Raw genomic sequence first — 20875 nt, forward strand, 5'->3', positions numbered from 1 at the left:
CCACGTAGCGGTTCTCGTCCATGAGCGCGGCCGGCCGGTCCTCGGCGCTCCGCGCGTCGTCCTTCGCGTGGTCGCGGTAGATCCGCCGGAACGCCTCGCGGGGGCCATCGCGCGGCCGTCGCCGCAGACGCGGACGTGGGCACCGGCCCCGCCGCTGCCGACGGCGGCCTGAGGTCCGCCGGGTCCCGCCGGTGCGCCCGGCAGGCCCTGCGGGCCTCCCGGCGGGCGAGGGCCGGGAGGCGATTTTGACCCGCGCAGGGGAGCGGCGGTAGTCTGCTGCTTTGTTATGCGTATTGGCTTGGTCGTTCTCACGCGAGGGGCCCTTACGCCGGTCCACCGGGCCGATGACCAGCGGCAGGCACTCGGGTTGCGTCCCCGTGGAGCCGCCAGGGCTGGTGTGATCGGCCGGGTGGCCTTGTCAGGACCCACTCACTGAAGAAGCGAAGGCTACGACCGTGCGTACGTACAGCCCCAAGCCCGGAGATGTGACGCGCCAGTGGCACGTCATCGACGCCCAGGACGTCGTCCTGGGCCGTCTGGCCACCACGGCCGCGAATCTCCTCCGCGGCAAGCACAAGGCGATCTACGCCCCCCACATGGACATGGGCGACTTCGTCATCATCATCAACGCCGACAAGGTGCACCTGTCCGGCAACAAGAAGACCCAGAAGATGGCGTACCGCCACTCCGGGTTCCCGGGCGGTCTCCGCTCCGTCCGTTACGACGAGCTGCTCGCCAAGAACCCCGAGAAGGCCGTCGAGAAGGCCATCAAGGGCATGATCCCCAAGAACAGCCTGGGCCGACAGGTTCTCTCGAAGCTCAAGGTCTACGCGGGCGACCAGCACCCGCACGCTGCTCAGCAGCCGGTCCCGTACGAGATCAGCCAGGTCGCGCAGTAGTTCCGGCCTCCCCCCAAGACCAAGAGAAAGATCTGAGGAGAATCGTGGCCGAGACCACTGTTGAGAACCCGGTCGAGGGCGAAGAGGTTTTCGCCGAGGTGACCACCTTCGAGTCGGAGGTTCCCGTCGAGGGCGAGTACACCAGCGAGTCGCTGGCGTCGCGCTTCGGCGACCCGCAGCCCGCCGCCGGCCTCGGCCGTCGGAAGAACGCCATCGCCCGCGTCCGGATCGTTCCGGGCACCGGCAAGTGGAAGATCAACGGTCGCACCCTTGAGGACTACTTCCCCAACAAGGTGCACCAGCAGGAAGTCAACGAGCCCTTCAAGGTGCTCGAGCTCGACGACCGCTACGACGTCATCGCCCGCATCTCGGGCGGCGGCGTCTCGGGTCAGGCCGGCGCCCTGCGCCTCGGCGTGGCCCGTGCGCTGAACGAGGCGGACGTCGACAACAACCGCCCGACGCTGAAGAAGGCCGGCTTCCTCTCCCGCGACGACCGTGCGGTCGAGCGCAAGAAGGCCGGTCTCAAGAAGGCCCGCAAGGCGCCGCAGTACAGCAAGCGCTAATCCGCCTGCTCGCCTGCTTTACACGTTCGCCCCGGCGGCACACCTCGTGCTGGCCGGGGCGTTCGTCTATTGGCACCCCCGGGCGTATAACGGCATAAGGCGTTCATACGCTTTTAAGCGCACGGGTGTGGTGCTGTTGCGACCCGTGTGCTCCATGTGCCGTTTCTGCGCGGTGCTCCGGATGTCGGCCCCGGCTGGTGCTCGGCGTCCGGCACCGTGTGGTGCGCAGGGGGCGGCTGCATTGCTTTGCTTTGGTTTGTCTTGGTTTGTTGTGCGGTTTCGAAGCATCTTCGGAGGACACCAGTGGGACGACTCTTCGGCACGGACGGTGTGCGCGGTGTCGCCAACGCGGACCTGACGGCCGAGCTCGCGCTCGGACTGTCGGTCGCTGCGGCGCATGTGCTCGCCGAGGCGGGCACCTTCGAGGGGCATCGGCCGACCGCCGTGGTGGGGCGTGACCCGCGTGCGTCCGGGGAGTTCCTGGAGGCCGCCGTCGTCGCCGGGCTCGCCAGCGCGGGCGTGGACGTGCTGCGGGTCGGCGTGCTGCCGACCCCCGCGGTGGCGCATCTGACCGGCGCGCTCGGCGCCGACCTCGGCGTGATGCTCTCCGCCAGCCACAACGCCATGCCGGACAACGGCATCAAGTTCTTCGCCCGCGGCGGTCACAAGCTCGCCGACGAGCTGGAGGACCGGATCGAGACGGTCTACGAGCAGCACCGCACCGGTGAGCCGTGGACGCGTCCGACGGGTGCCGGGGTGGGCCGGGTCACCGACTACACCGAGGGCTTCGACCGGTACGTGAACCACCTCGTCGGCGCCCTCCCGAACCGGCTCGACGGGCTGAAGGTCGTCCTCGACGAGGCGCACGGCGCCGCCTCCCGGGTCTCGCCCGAGGCGTTCGCGCGGGCCGGCGCCGAGGTCGTCACGATCGGCGCCGACCCGGACGGCCTGAACATCAACGACAACTGCGGATCCACCCACCTGGACCTGCTGAAGGCCGCCGTCGTCGAGCACGGCGCCGACTTCGGCATCGCGCACGACGGCGACGCCGACCGCTGCCTCGCCGTGGACGGCGCGGGCGAGGAGGTCGACGGCGACCAGATCCTGGCCGTGCTCGCGCTCGCCCTGCGCGAGGCCGGGAAGCTGCGCAAGGACACCGTGGTCGGCACGGTCATGTCCAACCTCGGCTTCAAGATGGCCATGGAGCGGGAGGGCATCGAACTCGTCCAGACCGCCGTCGGCGACCGGTACGTGCTGGAGTCGATGAAGGCCGAGGGGTACGCCCTGGGCGGCGAGCAGTCCGGCCACGTCATCGTCCTGGACCACGCGACGACCGGCGACGGCACGCTGACCGGCCTGCTGCTGGCGGCCCGGGTGGCCGCGACCGGCCGCGCGCTGGCCGACCTGGCGGGCGTGATGCAGCGGCTGCCGCAGCTGCTGATCAACGTCCCCGACGTGGACAAGTCCCGGGTGGGCACCGCCCCGGAGATCGCCGCCGCCGTCGCCGAGGCCGAGGCCGAGCTGGGTTCCACCGGTCGCGTACTGCTGCGCCAGTCGGGCACGGAGCCGCTGGTACGGGTCATGGTCGAGGCCGCCGACATCGAGCAGGCGCGGGCGGTCGCCGAGCGGCTGGCCGACGTGGTGAAGTCGGCGCTCGGATAGCCGGAGCGGCACGGTCCGCCGCGGTGCGGGCGGTCGGCCGCCGCGACAGCCCGCAGAGTCCGTCGGGTGACCTCCGACCCGGGCGGCCATGCCCTGGCACGCACTTCCCCAAGGTCTTGAGGACCAGGGGAGACCCCCTCCGGCGCTGCCGAAATGCCCACGGGCTCCACGACGAGGACATCCCGGCGCCTTGGGATCGTACGCACCATGCCGCGTCCGCTTCCCGGCCGGAGGTCACCCGACCGGCTCTCGGCCGCCGGCCGGGCGGGCCCTGTGGCCCGCCCGGCGGCGGTGGGCCGCCCACAGGGCCTTCTGGACCAGCAGCGTCAGGGTTCCCGCGACCACGATCCCGCCGAGGTTCGCCAGCAGCTGGGCCACCGAGCCCGACATCTGGGCGTAGTCGCCGTAGCTGAACGCCGCCGCCGCGTTGGCGGCGGCCGGTACCGTCGTCACGGAGATGGCGACCCCGATCAGCGCCCCGGACTTCGCCGACGTGAGCGAGAGCGTCCCGGCGATCCCGGCCAGGAACGCCACCACGAACGACAACGGGTCCGGCTTCCAGATGAACGAGGTGTTGGGCCGGTCCGCCTCGATCATCGCGTAGGAGAACTGCCCGAGGGCGTCCATCAGCCAGACGAACCCGGCGGTCAGCACCATCGCGACGGCGAAGCCGCCGATCAGCGCGTACAGCGAGCGCAGCGCGAGCCGCGGGGCGCGCTGCACCATGGCCGTGGAGATCCCGGCCAGCGGCCCGAACTCCGGGCCGACCGCCATCGCGCCCACGATCAGGATCGCGTTGTCGAGCATCACACCGCAGGCCGCGAGCATCGTCGCGACCGCGAGGAACGCCACGTACGTCACGCTGAACGTGGACTCCTCGTGGGTCGCCTCCGTCAGCTCCTCCCACAGCACCGCGTCCGCGCCCTCGCCCGGCGCCTCCCGCTCCGCCCGGTCGGCGTGCGCCGAGAGCGTGAGGTCGAGGTTCTCCAGGCTGATCGACCCCTGCTCGTCGATCCCGAGCCCGCGCAGCGCGCCGATCAGGTCGTCGCCCGCCTCGCGCGCCACGTCGCACAGCACCATGTCACCGGCCGGGTCGCGGGCCACCCCGGGCATCACCACCAGGTGTGCCGTACCGGCGGTGCCCTCCACCAGGCGCACCACCTCGTCCGTACGGTCGGCCGGGACGATCAGGCGCAGATGCAGCACGCGACGGGCTCCTCGATGAGGGGGCGGGGCGGCGGCCGGGGACGCGGGCCGTCAGAGCTTGCGCAACGACAGCCGCCTGACCTTGTGGTCCGGCCCCTTGCGCAGCACCAGGGTGGCACGGCCCCGGGTGGGGGCGACGTTCTCCACGAGATTCGGCCGGTTGATGGTCCGCCACGTCGTCGCCGCGTACGCCATGGCCTCCTCCTCGGAGACCTGGGTGTACCTGCGGAAGTACGAGGACGGGTCCTGGAACGCCGTCCCGCGCAGTTTGCGGAACCGGTCGAGGTACCAGGTCTCGATGTCCTCGGTGCGCGCGTCCACGTACACGCTGAAGTCGAAGTAGTCGGCGAGCCCGACCCTGGTCCGTCCGTCCTTGCCGGGCAGCGCGGGCTGGAGCACGTTCAGCCCCTCCACGATCAGGATGTCGGGGCGGCGCACGGTGAGCCGTTCGCCCGGCACGATGTCGTAGATCAGGTGCGAGTAGACGGGCGCCGTCACCTCGTCCTTGCCCGCCTTGATGTCGGCGACGAACCGGGTCAGCGCCCGGCGGTCGTACGACTCGGGGAACCCCTTGCGCGACATCAGCCCGCGCGCCTTCAGCTCCTTCATCGGCAGCAGGAAGCCGTCCGTGGTGACGAGTTCCACCCGGGGGTGCTCGGGCCAGCGGGCCAGCAGTGCCTGGAGGATGCGGGCGGTGGTGGACTTGCCGACCGCGACACTGCCCGCGACCCCTATGACGAACGGGGTGCCGCGCTGCTCGCCATGGCCGCCCACCGCCTCCCCGAGGAAGGTGTTCAGGGCGCCGCGCAGGCCGGAGGTGGCCTGGACGTAGAGGTTGAGCAGCCGGGAGAGCGGCAGGTAGACGTCCCGGACTTCGTCGAGGTCGATGACGTCGCCGAGTCCGCGCAGCCGCTCCACCTCGTCGGCGGTCAGTGGCAGTGGAGTCCTGTCGCGCAGGGCGCTCCATTCGGCGCGTGACAGGTCGACGTACGGCGTCGACGCGTGTTCGGCGCGTCGCTGGGCGCTCCGTGGCGGCGAGGTGATCACACGTTCATTGTCGCGGGAGTTCGAACGGAGCGGGGGGTGCGCTCGGTCACGTGGGGTGCACGTCGCCGGCCGTGCGGGCGGGCCCCAGGGGGAGGCGGGCGTCCAGGACGTGGCGACCGGGGCGGTCGGTGCCGCAGGTGAGCCGGCCGCCGACCGCGGCGACCCGCTCGGCGAGGCTGCGCAGACCGATGCCGGGGGAGGGGGCGGTGGCGTCCGGGGCGGGTACGCCGTCGTTGGTGACGGTCAGCCGGACCGACTCCGGACCCACCCGGACCAGCAGCGCGCACGACCGGGCGTCGCTGTGCCTGAGGACATTGGCCGCCGCCTCGCGCACCACCGTGGCCAGCACGGTCTGGAGCGGCGCGGGGAGCGCCGCGCGCGGCAGAACGGTCTCGGTGCGGACGCCCGCCGACTCCAGGAGCGTCCGGGCGGACTCGATCTCCGTCTCCAGTGACAGGCAGTGGTATCCGTGGGCGACCGTGCGTACGTCGTCCAGGATCTGACGCATCCCCCGCAGCGCCTCGGCCAGTTGGTCGTGGGCGGTTTCCGGCCTGCCGTCGAGCAGCCGGTCCGCCAGTTCGCACTGGAGGATGACCGCCGACATCCGCGGGCCGACCAGGTCGTGCAGATCGCGCGCGAAGCGCACCCGTTCGCCCACGACGATCCGGCGCCGCTCGGTGGCGGAGAGACCGGTGTGTGCTCCCGCGGCGGCTTCGGCAAAAGGGCCGGAAGCGGGGAGGGCGGAACCCGCGAGGGCGGGCGCGGGCGGTGTGGTCAGCGGCTGTGGCACGGCATCCCCGCTCTGCTGTCGTCGACTGCTCCTGCTGCGGGGGAGTTTGGCCGGGGCCGCTATCACTGCACTATACGAGCCGGGCGGACGTGCTCCGTTCCCTGGTACACAGAACGGCGGACCGCCGCGGTACCGAGGGGGAGACAGGGGGACGCATGCAGCGGATCGTGCTGGCCGAGGACATGCACGTGGTACGGGTGGCGCTGGCCGCGCTGCTCGATCTGGAGCCGGACCTGGAGGTGGTGGCCCAGGTCGGCCGGGGCGACGAGGTGGTGCCCGCCGTGATCCGTACGGGCGCCGACACCGCGCTGCTCGACATCGGGATGCCGGGCATGGACGGGATCACCGCCGCGGCCAGGCTCCGGGAGGCGGTGCCGGAGTGCCGGACGCTGATCCTGACCGGGATGCCGCAGCCCGGCCGGCTGTGGCGGGCCCTGGAGGCCCAGGTCGGTGGATTCCTGCCGAAGGACTCCTCGCCCGACCAACTGATCGACGCGGTCCGCAAGGTCGGGGCCGGACGGCGCATCATCGACCCCGAACTGGCCATGGCCGCCTGGGAGATCGGGGACAACCCGCTCACCCCGAGGGAGATCGAGGTGCTCGGCCGGGTCGCCGGGGGCGCGGAGGCCGCCCAGATCGCCACCGCCACGAACCTGTCGGTGGGCACGGTGCGCAACTACCTCACGACCATCGTGAACAAGCTCGGCGCGCGCAACCGCATCGACGCCCTGCGGATCGCCCGCGAGAACGGCTGGCTGACGTGAACGCCGACGGAGCGCGGGACCGGGAGCTGCCGGCCGGCACCGCTCCCGTTCACGGGCACCGTGTCCCGCTGGCGGGACCTTCCCACGGGGCTTACGACCTCGCCCACGATGGGCGGTGGGAGAAGGAGCGGTGTCCGGGGCCTTCGCATCCGAGGCGGAGGTCCCGGACACCGCGACGCCGCTGACCATCGTGGGCGAGGTCGTTATAGGGCCTTCATCGGGGATCACGCTGTACTGCCACCATGCCAACGACACGACGCGCGCGGGCGCGGGCGGGGGCCGCTGCGGGCGCGCCCGGCGGCGGTCTGCACGCACAGGACCGGTCCGCCGCGCACTGGGCGCTCGACTACGCCCGGCGGCTCGCCGACCGGCACCCCGCGCACCACCGCATCCTGATCCAGACGAGCATGTCCCCGACCGGCTACTTCCACATCGGGAACTTCCGGGACACGGTCTGCGCGCACCTGGTGCACCGGGCGCTGACCGGGATGGGCCGCCGGTCGGCGATCCTGTTGAGCTTCGACGACTACGACCCGGTGCGCGAGAGCCAGGCCGCCCGCGACCCGGAGCTCGCCGGGTACGGGGGACGGCCGCTGGCCGCACACCGGGAGCGGGCCACTCGGATCTGCCGCGCGTACCTCGCGGAACTGAGGGCCGTGGGCATCCTTCCGGCCGACGCCGACGAGGACGGCCGGACACCGCCGGGCTCCCCGTGGGAGACCCACTACCAGTTCGAGCGCTACCGCGCGGGCGAGTACCGCGAGCGGCAGCGGCGTCTCCAGCGCGACGCGGGGCGGCTGGCCGACCTGCTCGGCAAGGACGACGGGCGCGACCTGTTCGCCGTGTACTGCCTCCAGTGCGGCCGCAACGACACCGAGATCCACGAACTGGGCGCGGCGGCGGCCCGGTACCGCTGTCTGTCGTGCGGCGCCGAACTCACCGCGCGCGACCCCGCCGTCGTCAAGCCGTCCTGGGCGGTGGACTGGGCCCTGCGGGTCGCCCACGAGCACATCGACTGCGAGCCCGCGGGACAGGACCACTGCAGCGCGGGCAGCACGATGGACCGCACCCGCCCCGTGTACGACCGCTATCTGCGCCGCCCGCAGCCGGTCATCGTGCCGTACGGTCTGGTGCGCGGCGAGCGGGGCGGCGGCAAGGTGTCCGGCTCGCGCGGCGGCGGCCCGTACGTCCGGGACCTGCTGGCCGTGTACCCGCCGGTCCTGGTGCTGTGGCTGTACGCCCGCGGCAACTGCCTGTCCGACTTCCGGCTCGGCTTCGGCCCCGGCGCGTTCTTCGGCGCGTACGACGCGTTCGACCGGTTCGTGCGCGCGGCGGAGCACCGGGAACGGGCCCGTGTGCTATGGGAGTTGCTCGGCGACGAGGCCCGGGCCGGACGCGCCGCGCTGCCCCGCATGCGCTCGGTGGTCGGCGCGCTCTACTCCCACGGCGGCCGGACCGCCCCGGCCCTGCGACACCTGGAACGCCGCCACCCGGAGGCGGCGGGCGAGCTGCTGGCCGAACGGGTACGGCACGCGCGCGACTGGCTGAGCACGCACGGACACCGGCGCTACTGGGGCGCGCCCGACGCCGCCGGGGGACGGGGACGTACGGACACGTCCGGAGCCGCGGAAGCCGCCCGCACGGGACCTGCCGTCGCTACGCTCATCGACGGGCTGCGCACGCACGACGGCCCCGGCGCGCCCCGTGCCGCCCGCACCCGGGAGGACTTCCGGGAGATCTACGGGGCGCTGTTCGGCACGGCGCACGGGCCGCGGCTCGACACCCTCGCCGACGCCCTGGGCCCCGCCGTGCTCGCCGACGCCCTGGCCGCCTACCGCGACCACGGACGGCGCCCCCTGCTGGGGAAGCCGTCCGCCCGCCCCGAACCCGTGCTCCAGGAGGCCGTACCGCATGCGGGCTGAGATCTTCACCCCCGGCGAGGAACCCGCCCCCGACGGCTGGGACGCCTTCGTCCGCGCCCAAAAGGGCTGCGCCCTGTGGGAGGAGTCCCTGCTGGAGGCCGCCGCGTGGGGCAGCCTGCGACCGTTGCGCGCGGGCCTGGTCCGCGACGCGGGCGAACCGGTGGCCGCGTTCTGCGGGCTCCTCGGACTGCTGCCCCCGACCCGACGGTTCGCCGTGCCCGGCAGGCCACGCCTGCCGGGCTGGTTCCAGACGCATCTGCCGAACAGCTTCAGCCGGGGCCGGATGTACGCCGCGGAACTCGGCCCCGCCGCCCGCACCGCCGCGCTGCGCACCTTCGAACGAGCGCTGCGCCGACGGCTGGGCGTCCGCTGCCTGGGCGTCCTGCACCTGGACGTGGAGCGCGACGAACTCGCCGAGATCCCCGGCACGTTCACGGTGCGCCGGGCGACCGCGCCCTGCTCGGTGCTGCACAACCGCTGGGACTCGATGGACGCCTACTTCGCCGGGCTGCCGCGCACCCGGCGGCGCAGGCTGGCCGCCCTGTACGAACGGATCGGCGGCGACCCCGGACTGACGACCGGACGGGTGACGGCCGTCGACCCGGTGCGGGCCAGCCGTCTCGACCAGCTGACCCGGATGAAGCACACCCGCCGCCCCGGCGCGACCGCGCCCCTGCTGCCCGTCTACTTCGAGCGGCTCAACTCCCACCCCGGGGCCGCCTACTTCGCCCACCGGGAGCGCGCGTCGGGCCGGCTGCTCTCCCTCGACCTGGTGCTGGACGTGCCGGCCGGCTGGGCCACCACCGTGACCGGTTCGGACGGGACCCGCGACCTGTACCTGGACCTGTACCTGCGCGAGATCGACCGGATGATCGGCACCGGGGTGCCCGCGGTGGAACTGGGGCCCGGCATGCGCGCACTCAAGGAGTCCTTCGGCGCCGTCGCCGTCCCGCGGAACGCGGTCGCCGTCCCGTTCTGACCCCGGAGAACCCGTCCCGAGGGGAACCGGTTCGTGACGCGGCCACCCCCGGAAAGAACCCGAACACGGCACATCGCCGAGAGAGCCGAGAGAAGAGAGAACCGCATGGAGTTCACCGCCGCCCTCGACCGCCACCTGGCCGCCATCGGCGCCCGCGACCTGGACACGTACATGGACACGGTCCACGACGAGGCGACGTACATCCTGCCCAACGGGAGGACCGTGACCGGCGCCGAGGACGTCCGGGCCTTCCACCAGGGCTGGTTCCAGGACCCCGACTGGACGATGGAGACGGAGGTCACCAGCACCCGGGTGCACCAGGACACCGCCGTCGCCGTGCTCCGCGTCGACTACCGCGACCTCGACCCGGAGGGCAAGCCCTACCGGCTGAACTACCTTCTCAGCCTGGTCTTCGCCCGCTCGGACGGCCGCTGGCTGCTCGTCCACGACCAGAACACCCACTGCTGACATGGCCGGAGGATCCCAGCCCGCGCGTCCGCCGCGCACGCGTCCCCGGCACGCGTATCCGCGTCCCACCTACGCGCGGACCGTGCGGCGCGCCCTGCGCACGGTCCCGCACTACCGGGAGCGGTATGCCGTCACCGGTGCGCTGCCGCCGCTGACCCGCGCGGAGGCGGACGAGCGGCGCCACCTGCTGATGCCGCTGGGCGAGGCGCCGCCCGCCCGCCGCGATCCCGGCCTGCCCATGGCCGAGCGCACCGCCGAGCTGTACGAGGCGCTGCGGCTGGCCGGTCACCGCACCAGGGGCCTGGACGTGTACGAGGTGGCGCGGTCGCTGCGCGACCCGGTGCGGGCCCACGGCTCCACCTGGCGGGTCCTGCTCGACGCCACCGCGCACACCGACCCGTACGCGGAGCCGGGCATCCGGCCCGGCGCGCCGCCCGAGGGCCCCGCCCTGGTGGTCGGGGACCCCGGGACGCCGGGCGGCCGGGACCTGGTGCGGGTGGCGCGGACGAGTCTGGCCGAGGCGGCGGGCTCCCGGCCGTCCGGCGGCTCGCTCTGGTACGAGCCGTGGCTCGGCCATCTCGGTGCGGTGCCCCCCTCCTGCGGGGAACTGCACCTCAACACCGGGCGGGTGCACGCGCGGCTGCTCGGCGACACGACCGTGCTGACCCTGCTGCGCAGACGCCGCCCCACGTTGGTGCACGTGTGCCCGGAGGCGGCGGAACGGTTCCGGCCGGAGCGCTGTCCCGTGCACGGCACCCCGATCGTGCGGAGAACACCATGACCCCGGGTCTCTCGCCCGTCATGAAGCTCGGACCCGTGCTGCGCAACCTCGTGCGGACCGTGCGCCTGGACCGGGCCGGGCCGGAGCGGCTGGCCGAGGAGCAGCGGCGGCTGCTGGTCGGCCTGGTGCGGCACGCGCAGGCGCGGGTGCCGCGCTACCGGGAGCTGATCGACCCGGCGACGGCCGCCGCGTTCCGGGGCCCGGAGGATCTGCCGTCCCTGCCGGTCCTGGACCGTACGGACCTCCACGCCGGTCCGGCCGAGGACCTGCTCGCGGCCGGGTTCACCGTCGCCTCCACCAAGCCGGGCACTACCAGCGGCTCGTCCGGCATCCCCATCACCATCCGCAACTCCGAGCGGGACCTGGGGTATCTGCGGGCCTCGTACCTGTACGACATGCTGGCGTCCGGGCTGCGGCCGTGGGACCGGATGGCTTACTTCCGGGTCAATCCGTTCCTGCGGCACCCGCTGGAGCGGTTCGGGGTGCTGCGCACGTTCCACATCGACACCAGCGCCACCCTGGACGAGCAGGTGGAGGCGTTCCTGGCGGCCCGGCCGACGTTCCTGGTCGGCTTCCCCCATGTGATCGCCTCGATCGTGGACGAGCTGGAGCGGCGCGGGGTGCGGTACACCGGCGCGCGCCGGGTGCTGTTCGGCGGTGAGCGGCTGACGCCGACCGCGCGGGCCCGGGTGCTGGGGCATCTGGGGGCGCGCTGCGACGAGGTGTACGCCTCGGTGGAGGTGTTCACGGTGGCCCGTACCTGCCGGCGCGGCGCGCTGCACCTGCGGAGCGCGGATGTGGTGGTCGAGGTGGAGCGGGACGACGGTTCGACGGTCCTGGCCGACGGCAGCCGGGTGGTGGAGGGCGAGATCCTGGTGACCCGGCTGCACAGCGAGGCGATGCCGCTGATCCGCTACCGGCTCGGCGACCGGGTGACCGTCGGCCCGGCCGACTGCGGCTGCGGACGGGCGACCCCGGTGGTGCTGCGGGTGCAGGGGCGCAGCGAGGACCGTTTCCGGGGCGCGGACGGGCGGGAGTTCTACGCCGACTTCCTCACGTTCAAGGTGCAGGGCTTCCCGGAGGTGGCCCGGATGCAGCTGGTCCAGCGGCGGCCCGCCCAGGTCACCGTCTCGGTGGTGCTGTCGCCGGACGCGGAGGCGTCGGTGGTCGGCCGGATCGCGGAGTCGGTGCGGGAGGCGGTGCCGGAGTTCGACGTGACGGTCGAGCGGGTGCCGTTCATCGCGCCGGAGCGCAACGGGAAGATCAAGATCGTGAAGGTGGTGAGGGAGACGGAGGCGCAGGCGTAGGACGACGGCCGTGTCCGGTACGGTCCCCCGTACCGGACACGGCCGTCGTCGCGTCCGCGCCCGCCCCCCCCCGGGTCGTCCGGCTCAGATCGAGCGCCGCGCCTCCAGGGCGGCCCGCCAGGACGGCGGGAGGTTGCGGACGACCTCGATGCCGGAGAAGACGGACGGCTCCTGCGGACCGACCTCCTTCACCCAGCGGGCCATGCGGCCGATGCCGTCCTCCAGCTCGACCGGGGCCTCGGGGGCGCCGAACACCTTGTGCGCCTTCTCGTGGCTGGCGTAGGCGTCGCGCACCTCGTCGCGCTCGGGAAGGTGGTTGACGCGCAGCTCCACGTCCATCGCCTCGCAGACCGCCGCCGCGATCCGGTTGACGGTGTAGACCCGGTCGCCGCCGACGTTGAAGATCTCGTTGTACGCCTCGGGGACGTGGACCGAGCGGGCGATGGCCGGAGCCACGTCCTTGATGTAGCTGAACGCGCGGGTCTGCTCCCCGTCGCCGAAGACGGTGAACTCCTCGCCGCGCAGCGCCTGGTTCATGAAGATGCCGATGACGTTGCGGTACCGGTCGCCGATGTTCTGGTACTCGCCGTAGACGTTGTGCGGCCGGAAGATGATGTACGGCAGGCCGAACATCCTTTGGGTGACGTGGAGTTCCTGCTCGACGGAGAACTTCGCGATGCCGTACGGGTCCTCGGGCGCCGGTACGAGGTCCTCGCGCATCGGGAGCTGACCCGCGCCGTAGACGGCGATGGACGAGGTGAACACGAAGCACTTGACCGAGCCCGCGTTGACGGCGGCGTTGATCAGGTTGACGCTGCCGACCACGTTGTTCATGTAGTTGAAGCGCTTGATGAAGTGGCTCAGTCCCTCGGCGGCGTACGCGGCGAGGTGGAAGACGTAGTCGACGCGGTGGGCGGCGAACACGGCGTCGACCACCTCGGGGTCGCAGACGCTGCCGTGCCGGAACTCGGCGCCCGCCGGGACGTTGCCGCGGGCGCCGCCGCTGAGGTCGTCGAGGACGATCACCCGGTGGCCCGCGGCGAGGAGTTCGCGCGCCACGTGGGAGCCGATGAAGCCGGCGCCGCCGGTGACGAGGGAGACGGGGGCGGTGTCCTGGCCGGTGGTGCTGCCGGTGTTCATACTGGTTCCTTCTCTCTGGGGACGGGGTCGGAGTGCGGGGGAGTGCCGGTCGCGGACCGGCTGCCGAGGCCCAGCAGACCGAGTGCGGGGCCGGTCATCACCGTGGTGAGCACGGCCATGACGACCAGGACGGTGAACGCGTTCTGATTGATGAGCCCGGCGTCGAGCCCGGCCCTGAGCACGACGATCTCGGTGACGCCGCGGGCGTTGAGGAGCACACCGAGTCCGAGCGAGTACCGCCAGGACAGCCCCGCGGTACGGGCGGTGACGGCGGTTCCGACGAGCTTGCCGACCACCGCGGTGACGACCGCGACCGCCGCGGCCAGCAGCAGCCCGGCGTGCCCGGTGACCTGGGTGAGGTCGACGGTCATGCCGACGGACAGGAAGAACAGGGGCAGCAGCAGCCGGCGGTTGAGGGAGTCGACCCGGACCTGCACGGCGGTCAGGGCGCTGCCCGCGCGGTGCGGCAGCAGCAGCCCGGCGAGGAACGCGCCGAAGATGGAGTGGACGCCGATCAGGTCGGTGAGCCGGGCCAGCGAGAACACGAGCAGCAGCAGGAAGACCAGCCGGGCGGCGGCGGGCAGCCCGGCCCGGTCCGCCCACCGCTCGGCGGCCCGGACCAGGGGACGGCCCAGCAGCAGCACCACGGCCGCGACCGCGGCGGCCAGCAGCACCGTGCCGCCGGCTCCCCAGACGCTGCCCGCCCCGGCCACGGCCATGGCGGTGGCCAGCGCGCCCCAGGCGATGACATCGCAGGCCGCCGCGCAGGTCATCGCCATCGTGCCGAGCGGGTGCCGGGACAGGCCCGACTCCTGGACGATCCGGGCCAGCACCGGGAACGCGGTGATGCTCATCGCCGTGCCGAGGAAGATCGCGAAGGGCAGGAAGCCCACGCGCCCGGCGGCGAACTCGTGGTACACGAGCCCGGACGACAGCACGCCGAGCACGAACGGGATGATCATGCTGCCCTGGCTGACCGCGCCCACCACCCGCCCGCTGCGGCGGAGCTGGGAGGGATCGAACTCGGAGCCCACGGAGAACATGAAGAGGATGAGGCCGACCTGGGCGAGCAGCCCGAGGACCGGCTGGGCGGCGTCGGGGAAGAACAGTTCCTTCGAGACCGGGAGGAACGCCCCCAGACAGGAGGGACCGAGCAGCAGACCGGCCGCGATCTCGCCGACGACCGGCGGCTGGCCGAGCCTGCGGGCGAGCGCGCCGCCCGCCGCGGCGACGGCGGCGACCGCGGCCAGCGCGCCCACGATGCGCAGCAGCGTCTCGCTGGCCTGGGTGGCCTCGGCGGGGGGCGTCGCGGTGGTGCCCGGGGGGAGGTCGTCGGGCACGCCGAGGCCGAGGCCGAGCACGGCGAAGAGCGCGCCCAGGGCGAGGACGGAGATCAGCAGGGGGTAGACGATGCCGCGCCAGGCCGGGCGGCCGCCCGCCGCGTCGGTGTCCGCCGGGATGCCGCCGTCCAGTTCTTCCTCGGCGGGGCTGCGGGTGGTCCGAGGACGATTCATCGGGTGAGCTCCTCAGGTGGTCGGGTCCGCGCGCGGGGCACGGTGGTCACGGGCACGGCGGTCACGGTGCGGTGGTGACGGGTGCGGTCACGGGGCCGGTGCGGCGGCGGGCCTCGGGGCGGTCCGCAGCAGGAGCCGGGCGGCCAGCACGTGGGCGATCTCCCCGGCCACGAGCGCGGTGACCGCCCCGAGCGCGCCGAGCGCGGGCACCAGCACCAGGCCGAGCAGGACCGCGCAGAGCAGCCCGGCCACCGAACCGGCGGCGGTGACCCGCAGGGTGCGCGTGGTGGCGTTCTCCAGCAGGTAGTTGAGGCTGCCGACCGCGAAGAACAGCGGTACGCACAGCACGTACAGGAGCAGTACGGCCACCGGGGGCGACACCAGGCCGCTCTGCTCTGCGTGCCGGGTGAGCAGCAGCGCGGCGGGGGTCCACAGGATCCCGGCCACCGCGACCTGCGGCAGCCGCCGGACGACCCGGCGGTCCAGCCGGGCGTCCGCCACGCCGCGCAGGGTCAGCGACACATGGGGCTGGAACAGCCGCAGCAGGTAGCCGAAGCCGTTCAGCAGCACGGACGAGGCGAGCACCATCAGATAGAGGTGGCCGCTCTGTTCGTGGTGGCTGGAGGCGCCGAGCAGGGCGAAGAGCAGGCTGAGCGTGCCGGAGGCCGCCACGTCCCCGGACGCCATGAGCAGGGAGGTGCCGACCGCGGGCGCGACCAGCCGGCGGCGCACCGGCCGGGCGGCGGCCCGGTACAGCGCGGGCAGATGGGCCAGGTCGAGCAGGGCGGTCCCACCGAGGATCCAGCCGATGAAGGCCACCGGCCCCCAGTCGAGCAGGGCCGTGAGGGCGGTTCCGGCGACGATGATCAGTGACAGGGCCGCGAAGTTGGCGATGTCGGCCCGGTTGCGGCCGAGTGCCCGGCACAGCCCGACGAGGACCGTGTTCAGGCCGAGGAGGGCGGCGTACAGCCCGGCGAGCAGCGCCGCCATCCGGTGGTCGCCGGACGGGACGAACGCCACCGCGCAGCCCAGCCACAGCACGACGGCACCGGTGAGGGCCAGGGCGCAGGCCAGGAAGACGGTGATCAGCTGGCCGCCGGTACGGCGGGCCCGCGGCACCAGCTTCAGGGCGGACTTCTCGATGCCGAGCGAGGTGATGGTGGTGAGGACCTGGGCGGTGCCCATGGCGCCGGCGTAGTGGGCGTACGGCCCCTGGCCCCAACTGGCGAGGAGGACGGCGTTCGCACCGACCAGGGCGAGCCGGAAGGCGGCGCGTCCGGCGAGCAGCGAGGTCAGCAGGCCGACGGTGGGCCGCCGCGAGGCGGCCGCCCCGCCCGTCCTCGGATCCCGGTCCCGGTCCTGGTCCGGCGGGGCGGTCCCGGCCGTCTTCCGGTCCTTCGGGGTGGACCCGTTCGTCCCCCGGTCCGGTGCCGGGGCCGGGGCGGCGGCCGTCATGGTGTGTCGGCCGGCACCGGCCGGGGCGCCACCACCTCGGAGGTGACGAAGCGGCCCTTGCCGCCCGCCGTGATCGCGATCCGGTCGGCCCGGACGACCCGCAGCGGGAACACGCACTCGGCCACGGTGTGCAGCCGCTCGGTCACCCCCGCGCACAGCGCGTCCCAGGCGTCGTCGTCCATGGCCTCGGCCGGGACGACGTCGAGCCGCACCGCACCCTCGCGGTCCTGGTGGACGGCGCACTCGGCGATGCCCGGGAAGGTCGCCGCCAGGTGCAGGAAGGTGTCCGGGTACAGCTGGCGGCCGGTCGGCAGCAGGACCGAGTCGTTGACCCGGCCGGCGGTCAGGCGCAGGGTGCGAAAGCGCCGCCCGCACGGGCAGGGCCGCGTCTCGATCCGGCCGACGTCGCCGAGGTCGTAGCGGATCAGCGGCATCGCGCGCTCCATGAACGCGGTCACCACGACCCGGCCCTCGGCGCCGTCCGGCAGCGGCCGGTCCTCCTCGTCCAGGATCTCCACCAGGAGGCGGTCCTCCGCGAGGTGGGCCCGGCCGTACCGGCAGTCGTACGCGACGTTGAGGACCTCGAACGCCGAGTACTCGTCGCGTACCGGCACCCCGAACTCCTTCTCGAACAGGGCCCGGTGGGCGTCGACGAGGAGTTCGGACTCGGTCATGACAAGACGCAGGGTGCGGCGCAGGGCGGCCAGTTCGGCCGGTGTCAGGGCCCGGAGCAGGGCCCGCAGGTGCACCGGGTACCCGATGACGACCTGGGGCCGTTCGGCCAGGAGTTCGGCCTTGATGTCCTCCATGGGCCGGTCGGTGAGCAGGACGTGACGGCGGAACAGCTTGGCCTTCTCGAAGCCGCGCGAGGGCGGCGCGAAGGGCCGGATGTGCGAGAGCCGGTCGGTCGGCAGGTACCGGCGGGTCGCCAGGAACCGGCGCACGCACGCGGCCATGTGGTAGTCGTGGCTGCGCTGGTCGTGCACCACGGTCACCCGGCGGCCGGTGGATCCGCTGGTCCGGAACGTCGGCAGGGTGCCGGGGGTCACGCCGTCGGCGAGGAAGTCCTCCAGGGGCCTGGCGCGCAGGACCTCCTTGTTCAGGACCGGGAGCCGGGCCGCCTCGGCGAGGGTGCGCAGCGGCCCGGTGCGGTAGGCCGGGTCGTCGCGGTAGTACGGCACCCGGGCGCGGGCGTGCGCCAGCATCCGGTTGAGCTGGCTCAGCTGGCGTCGGCGCAGCGAGCCCCGGGTGCCGTACTGGCGGGCGTACGTGACGGGCACGTACACGGCCTCTCGGAGGAACATCGTCGTCGTCTCCTCGTCGTCTCCTCGGCGTGGGCGGTCGTCAGCCGGCCGCGCGGGCCCCGGCGTCGGGTGTCCTGGCGTCGCGGTCGGCGGCGTCACGGTCGGCGGCGTCGCCCGCCCCGGAGCCGCGGACCTCGGAGCCGGGACGGCCCGGGCGGCGCAGCAGCCGGGCGACCGGGGTGAACCAGCGGGTGGGCGCGAACAGCACGAACAGGACGAGCACGAGGTGGGTGATGATGAACGCGTACGCCTCGTACTTGCTGGCGGCATGGCCGAGGAAGACCGTCATGTGCGAGGCCCAGGTCCACACCTCGGGAATGGTCTGCCACTGCGGGTCGGTGTGGTCGTTGACGGTGAGGTAGGCGTAGTCCTCGACGCCGGAGAGCATCAGCAGGATCATCGCGTAGGACAGCCGGCGCACCAGGTGGGAGGCGCCGCCGCCGACGCGGAACGAGAAGACGAGGCTCAGCACGACGAACGGCGTCAGCGTCAGGATGTAGTAGTAGAGCTCGGGGTGGTCCTCGGCGACGAAGAAGATCTTCGGCACGAAGTAGATGAAGTAGACGAGGAAGCAGAGCGGTATCGCCAGGTGGAGGTGGATCCTTCTGGCCCATGCCGGGTCGAGCTGGGCGACCGCCTCGGTGGCCAGGATGAACGGCACCAGCTTGAACAGCAGGATGCCGAGGCTCTTGACCTCGCGGTCGTGGGGCATGACGAACCACACGATGCCCGCGAAGAGACCGGCGAGTACGAAGAGGATCAGGAAGGGCGCGTTGCGCCGGACGGTGTTCAAGGGGTCTTCTCCGTAAGGAGTCGGGTGTCGGAGCCGGGGCCGGGAGCGGCGTCGGTGGCGGGCGGGATCTCGGGGGCGCGGTCCGGGTCGGGTTCCACGTCGAAGCGCAGCAGGGCGTCGGCGCGGGCGCGCGCCTCGCGGAGTTCGGCGTGGCTGTCGGCGACGAGCAGGAGGTAGCCGAGCTTGTGGCCCGCCTGGGTATAGCGGTGGACCTTGCCGCCGGGGCTCGCGAAGATCTGGAGTTCGGCGGTCTGCGGCAGGGCGCGGACGGCGTCGGCCCCCTCGACGGCGCGCAGGACGCCGTCAGTGTCGCTGGTGAGGATCCGCAGGGCCGTCTTCTTGTTGTGGCGAGGCGTCAGGTCGAAGTCCTCGCCCAGCGCGAGGCGCAGCGCGGCCTCGTAGGTGTTGATGCCGTAGGCGTGCTTGACCAGGAGCGGCATGCCGTTGCCGCCGAGCCGGGCGCCCATCTCGATGAAGCGGATCTCCTCGGTGTGCTCGTCGACGACGAAGTCGAAGTTGACCGGGCCGTCGACGTGTCCGAGCTCCCCGCAGACGTCCATGATCAGGGAGCGGAGCCGGATCTCCGTGGCGGGCGCCAGTTCGGCCGGCACCGTGTGGCCGGTGGTGATCATCCGGGGGGCGCCGGTGGTGGTGCGTTCGGTCACGGCGACGGTGCCGAGCCGGGCGCTCTGCAGGAACGCCTCGGCGGACAGGTGCCGGCCGAGCAGCATCTCCTCGACGATCACCTGCCCGGAGAAGGAGTAGCGCCGCGCCTCGTCGAGGGCCGCGGGCAGCGCCTCGGGGTCGGCGACGACCTGGACGCCCTTGCTGCCGGAGGAGTCGCTCGGCTTGACGATGACGGGCATCGGCAACTCGGCGGCGGCCCGGCGCAGTTCGGCGGGATCGTCGGACTGGACGTGGCGGTAGGTGGGCAGGCCGAGCCGGGCGAGGACGGAGTGGAAATAGCCCTTGTCGACGGAGGCCCGTACGGCGTCCGGGGACGGCTGGTGCGGGGTCTTCAGGAGTCTGCTCAGTTCGGCGACCGATTCCTGGGCCGCGTCGCTGGCGGGCGAGACGACCGCCGCGACGTCGAGGTGCCCGACCATGGCCGCGATCCGCTGCGGATCGCGGGTCGTCATGCACAGGAACAGGTCGGCGGCGGCGGCACCGAGCGCCTCGGGGCGCTGGTCGACGCCGATGACGCCGTGGCCGAGGCGGCGGGCCTCGTGGTAGGCGGGCAGCTGGTCCTCGCCCCCGCCGAGCACGAGGATGTGGGACTTGGTCATGGCAGATTCCCTGTCTGCAGCATCGGTCCGGGGGTCACCCGGCCGGTGGGCTCGTTCTGGTACGCGTAGAGGTCGTCGCGCGGCCGTACGGGGATGTTGGCCTCGCGGATCTGGTAGCGCGGCAGGCCGGCGCTGCCGCGCATGATGCGCACCAGGTAGCGGGCGAGCAGCGCGAGCGCGCCGAGACCGGCGGCGTGCAGGACCACGGACGCGGTGGCGAGGAGGGGGACGTCGCCGTGGCCGATCGCGAGCGCCGCGGCGGCAGCGGCGGCTGCCGCCGCCGCGACGTAGACGAGGGCGAGGGGCCGGTAGGAGAAGCCGACGAACAGGTCGATCGCGTGCCGGAACAGCTTGCCCAGCGACCACTTGCCCCGGCCCGCGCTGCGCGCGGAGTGCGCGGTCTCCACCGTGGTGTACCGCGCGCCGATCAGCGGCAGAGTGGCGATGAAGTACGGGGTGCTGACCTCGCAGTCGGCGACCTTGCGGGCCACCGCGGTGCGCACCACCCGGAACACCGAGGCGTGCACGGGCAGTTCGATGCCGAGGATCCGGGTGGCGATGGCCTGGTGGCCCCGGGTGCCGAGCCGGCGGTACCAGGGGTCCTGACGGGACCTGCGGACCGCGAAGACCGCGTCGTAGTCGCCCTCCACGGCCCGCCCCGCCAGCCTGTGGAGTTCGGCGGGCGGGGACTGGAGGTCGGCGTCGAGCTGGACCGTCCATTCCTTCGAGGCGTAGGCGAATCCGGCGGTGAAGGCCGATTCGAGACCGAAGTTGCGGGCGAACGAGAGATAGGCGACGCGCGGGTCCGACGCGGCTATTCGCTTGATGATCTCAAGAGTGCGGTCGGTGCTTCCGTCGTCGATGAAGAGGATCTCGGAATCCTCGTACCGGTATATCTCCTTCTTGATTTCCAGGTATGCCTGCTCTATGCACTCCTCCTCGTTGTAACAGGGCACCATCGCGGTGATCGAAAGCGTGGCAGGCAACCTGGCCAT

The 20875-nt window shown here is 72.7% G+C and carries 19 protein-coding genes; 9 read left to right on the plus strand and 10 right to left on the minus strand.

The window, feature by feature from the left end:
• Positions 1–455 precede the first annotated feature (455 nt).
• From rplM to glmM, 3 genes are all read left to right on the plus strand, one after another.
• A complete protein-coding gene (rplM, locus tag AMK22_RS19890) occupies positions 456–899 on the plus strand; it encodes a 50S ribosomal protein L13 (protein WP_073786810.1) in 444 nt (147 codons plus the stop codon).
• 44 nt (positions 900–943) lie between these two features.
• Complete coding sequence (gene rpsI, locus AMK22_RS19895) at positions 944–1462, plus strand: 30S ribosomal protein S9 (RefSeq protein WP_073786812.1); 519 nt, start codon at positions 944–946, stop codon at positions 1460–1462.
• 303 nt (positions 1463–1765) lie between these two features.
• A complete protein-coding gene (glmM, locus tag AMK22_RS19900; protein WP_073786814.1) occupies positions 1766–3124 on the plus strand; it encodes a phosphoglucosamine mutase in 1359 nt (452 codons plus the stop codon).
• A 234-nt stretch (positions 3125–3358) separates the two neighbouring features.
• Here glmM and AMK22_RS19905 read toward each other — a convergent pair whose 3' ends face one another.
• Genes AMK22_RS19905 through AMK22_RS19915 form a run of 3 tightly spaced genes read right to left on the minus strand, consistent with a single transcriptional unit; the run spans position 3359 to position 6167 of the window.
• A complete protein-coding gene (locus AMK22_RS19905) occupies positions 3359–4330 on the minus strand; it encodes a DUF389 domain-containing protein (protein WP_073786816.1) in 972 nt (323 codons plus the stop codon).
• Between the two features lie 51 nt (positions 4331–4381).
• Positions 4382–5377 (minus strand): type I pantothenate kinase, encoded by a 996-nt coding sequence (gene coaA, locus AMK22_RS19910; RefSeq protein WP_073786817.1) that lies wholly within the window; start codon positions 5375–5377, stop codon positions 4382–4384.
• 46 nt (positions 5378–5423) lie between these two features.
• A complete protein-coding gene (locus AMK22_RS19915; RefSeq protein WP_242434055.1) occupies positions 5424–6167 on the minus strand; it encodes a sensor histidine kinase in 744 nt (247 codons plus the stop codon).
• A 155-nt stretch (positions 6168–6322) separates the two neighbouring features.
• Between AMK22_RS19915 and AMK22_RS19920 the strand changes: the two genes are divergently transcribed.
• The 6 genes from AMK22_RS19920 (at position 6323) to AMK22_RS19945 (ending at position 12388) form a co-directional block, all read left to right on the plus strand.
• The gene (locus AMK22_RS19920; RefSeq protein WP_073786819.1) at positions 6323–6931 is read left to right on the plus strand and encodes a response regulator transcription factor; all 609 of its coding nucleotides are present in this window, start codon (positions 6323–6325) and stop codon (positions 6929–6931) included.
• Between the two features lie 242 nt (positions 6932–7173).
• Entirely contained in the window at positions 7174–8853 is a 1680-nt protein-coding gene (locus AMK22_RS19925; RefSeq protein WP_079186287.1) for a lysine--tRNA ligase, read from the plus strand.
• Positions 8843–9832: a hypothetical protein gene (locus tag AMK22_RS19930; RefSeq protein WP_073786821.1), complete on the plus strand. Its 990-nt coding sequence runs from the start codon at positions 8843–8845 to the stop codon at positions 9830–9832. The genes AMK22_RS19925 and AMK22_RS19930 overlap by 11 nt, the downstream gene beginning before the upstream one ends.
• Positions 9833–9937: 105 nt before the next feature.
• Positions 9938–10300, plus strand: coding sequence for a YybH family protein (locus AMK22_RS19935; protein WP_073786823.1), 363 nt, complete (start codon positions 9938–9940; stop codon positions 10298–10300).
• Between the two features lies 1 nt (position 10301).
• Positions 10302–11081 carry a hypothetical protein gene (locus AMK22_RS19940; RefSeq protein ID WP_242434056.1) on the plus strand — a complete coding sequence of 260 codons (780 nt, stop codon included), beginning with the start codon at positions 10302–10304 and terminating at the stop codon, positions 11079–11081.
• On the plus strand, positions 11078–12388 hold the full coding sequence (locus AMK22_RS19945; RefSeq protein ID WP_073786825.1) for a phenylacetate--CoA ligase family protein: 1311 nt from the start codon (positions 11078–11080) through the stop codon (positions 12386–12388). The genes AMK22_RS19940 and AMK22_RS19945 overlap by 4 nt, the downstream gene beginning before the upstream one ends.
• Before the next feature lie 84 nt (positions 12389–12472).
• Here the strand turns inward: AMK22_RS19945 and AMK22_RS19950 are convergent, their stop codons facing one another.
• The 7 genes from AMK22_RS19950 to AMK22_RS19980 all read right to left on the minus strand — a co-directional run bounded on the left by AMK22_RS19950 (position 12473) and on the right by AMK22_RS19980 (position 20875).
• On the minus strand, positions 12473–13528 hold the full coding sequence (locus tag AMK22_RS19950) for an NAD-dependent epimerase/dehydratase family protein (RefSeq protein WP_073786827.1): 1056 nt from the start codon (positions 13526–13528) through the stop codon (positions 12473–12475).
• Complete coding sequence (locus AMK22_RS19955; protein WP_079186288.1) at positions 13525–15042, minus strand: cation:proton antiporter; 1518 nt, start codon at positions 15040–15042, stop codon at positions 13525–13527. Before AMK22_RS19955 ends, AMK22_RS19950 begins: the two co-directional genes overlap by 4 nt.
• An 87-nt stretch (positions 15043–15129) precedes the next feature.
• Positions 15130–16497, minus strand: coding sequence for a hypothetical protein (locus tag AMK22_RS19960; RefSeq protein WP_073786828.1), 1368 nt, complete (start codon positions 16495–16497; stop codon positions 15130–15132).
• Positions 16494–17801: a phenylacetate--CoA ligase family protein gene (locus AMK22_RS19965; RefSeq protein WP_073786830.1), complete on the minus strand. Its 1308-nt coding sequence runs from the start codon at positions 17799–17801 to the stop codon at positions 16494–16496. The genes AMK22_RS19960 and AMK22_RS19965 overlap by 4 nt, the downstream gene beginning before the upstream one ends.
• Before the next feature lie 40 nt (positions 17802–17841).
• Positions 17842–18594 carry a hypothetical protein gene (locus AMK22_RS19970; RefSeq protein WP_242434057.1) on the minus strand — a complete coding sequence of 251 codons (753 nt, stop codon included), beginning with the start codon at positions 18592–18594 and terminating at the stop codon, positions 17842–17844.
• Positions 18591–19880: an ATP-grasp domain-containing protein gene (locus tag AMK22_RS19975; protein ID WP_073786832.1), complete on the minus strand. Its 1290-nt coding sequence runs from the start codon at positions 19878–19880 to the stop codon at positions 18591–18593. The genes AMK22_RS19970 and AMK22_RS19975 overlap by 4 nt, the downstream gene beginning before the upstream one ends.
• The gene (locus tag AMK22_RS19980; protein ID WP_073786975.1) at positions 19877–20875 is read right to left on the minus strand and encodes a glycosyltransferase family 2 protein; all 999 of its coding nucleotides are present in this window, start codon (positions 20873–20875) and stop codon (positions 19877–19879) included. Before AMK22_RS19980 ends, AMK22_RS19975 begins: the two co-directional genes overlap by 4 nt.

Source organism: Streptomyces sp. CB01580 (assembly GCF_001905795.1).
Taxonomy (GTDB): domain Bacteria; phylum Actinomycetota; class Actinomycetes; order Streptomycetales; family Streptomycetaceae; genus Streptomyces.

Excerpts from the sequence above, each read along its gene's own strand:
- AMK22_RS19980 (WP_073786975.1), bottom strand. The coding sequence starts at position 20,875 with ATGGCCAGGTTGCCTGCCACGCTTTCGATCACCGCGATGGTGCCCTGT.
- AMK22_RS19935 (WP_073786823.1), top strand. The coding sequence starts at position 9,938 with ATGGAGTTCACCGCCGCCCTCGACCGCCACCTGGCCGCCATCGGCGCC.
- AMK22_RS19960 (WP_073786828.1), bottom strand. The coding sequence starts at position 16,497 with ATGACGGCCGCCGCCCCGGCCCCGGCACCGGACCGGGGGACGAACGGG.
- AMK22_RS19950 (WP_073786827.1), bottom strand. The coding sequence starts at position 13,528 with ATGAACACCGGCAGCACCACCGGCCAGGACACCGCCCCCGTCTCCCTC.
- AMK22_RS19965 (WP_073786830.1), bottom strand. The coding sequence starts at position 17,801 with ATGTTCCTCCGAGAGGCCGTGTACGTGCCCGTCACGTACGCCCGCCAG.
- AMK22_RS19930 (WP_073786821.1), top strand. The coding sequence starts at position 8,843 with ATGCGGGCTGAGATCTTCACCCCCGGCGAGGAACCCGCCCCCGACGGC.
- AMK22_RS19925 (WP_079186287.1), top strand. The coding sequence starts at position 7,174 with ATGCCAACGACACGACGCGCGCGGGCGCGGGCGGGGGCCGCTGCGGGC.
- AMK22_RS19920 (WP_073786819.1), top strand. The coding sequence starts at position 6,323 with ATGCAGCGGATCGTGCTGGCCGAGGACATGCACGTGGTACGGGTGGCG.
- AMK22_RS19955 (WP_079186288.1), bottom strand. The coding sequence starts at position 15,042 with ATGAATCGTCCTCGGACCACCCGCAGCCCCGCCGAGGAAGAACTGGAC.
- AMK22_RS19975 (WP_073786832.1), bottom strand. The coding sequence starts at position 19,880 with ATGACCAAGTCCCACATCCTCGTGCTCGGCGGGGGCGAGGACCAGCTG.
- AMK22_RS19940 (WP_242434056.1), top strand. The coding sequence starts at position 10,302 with ATGGCCGGAGGATCCCAGCCCGCGCGTCCGCCGCGCACGCGTCCCCGG.
- AMK22_RS19945 (WP_073786825.1), top strand. The coding sequence starts at position 11,078 with ATGACCCCGGGTCTCTCGCCCGTCATGAAGCTCGGACCCGTGCTGCGC.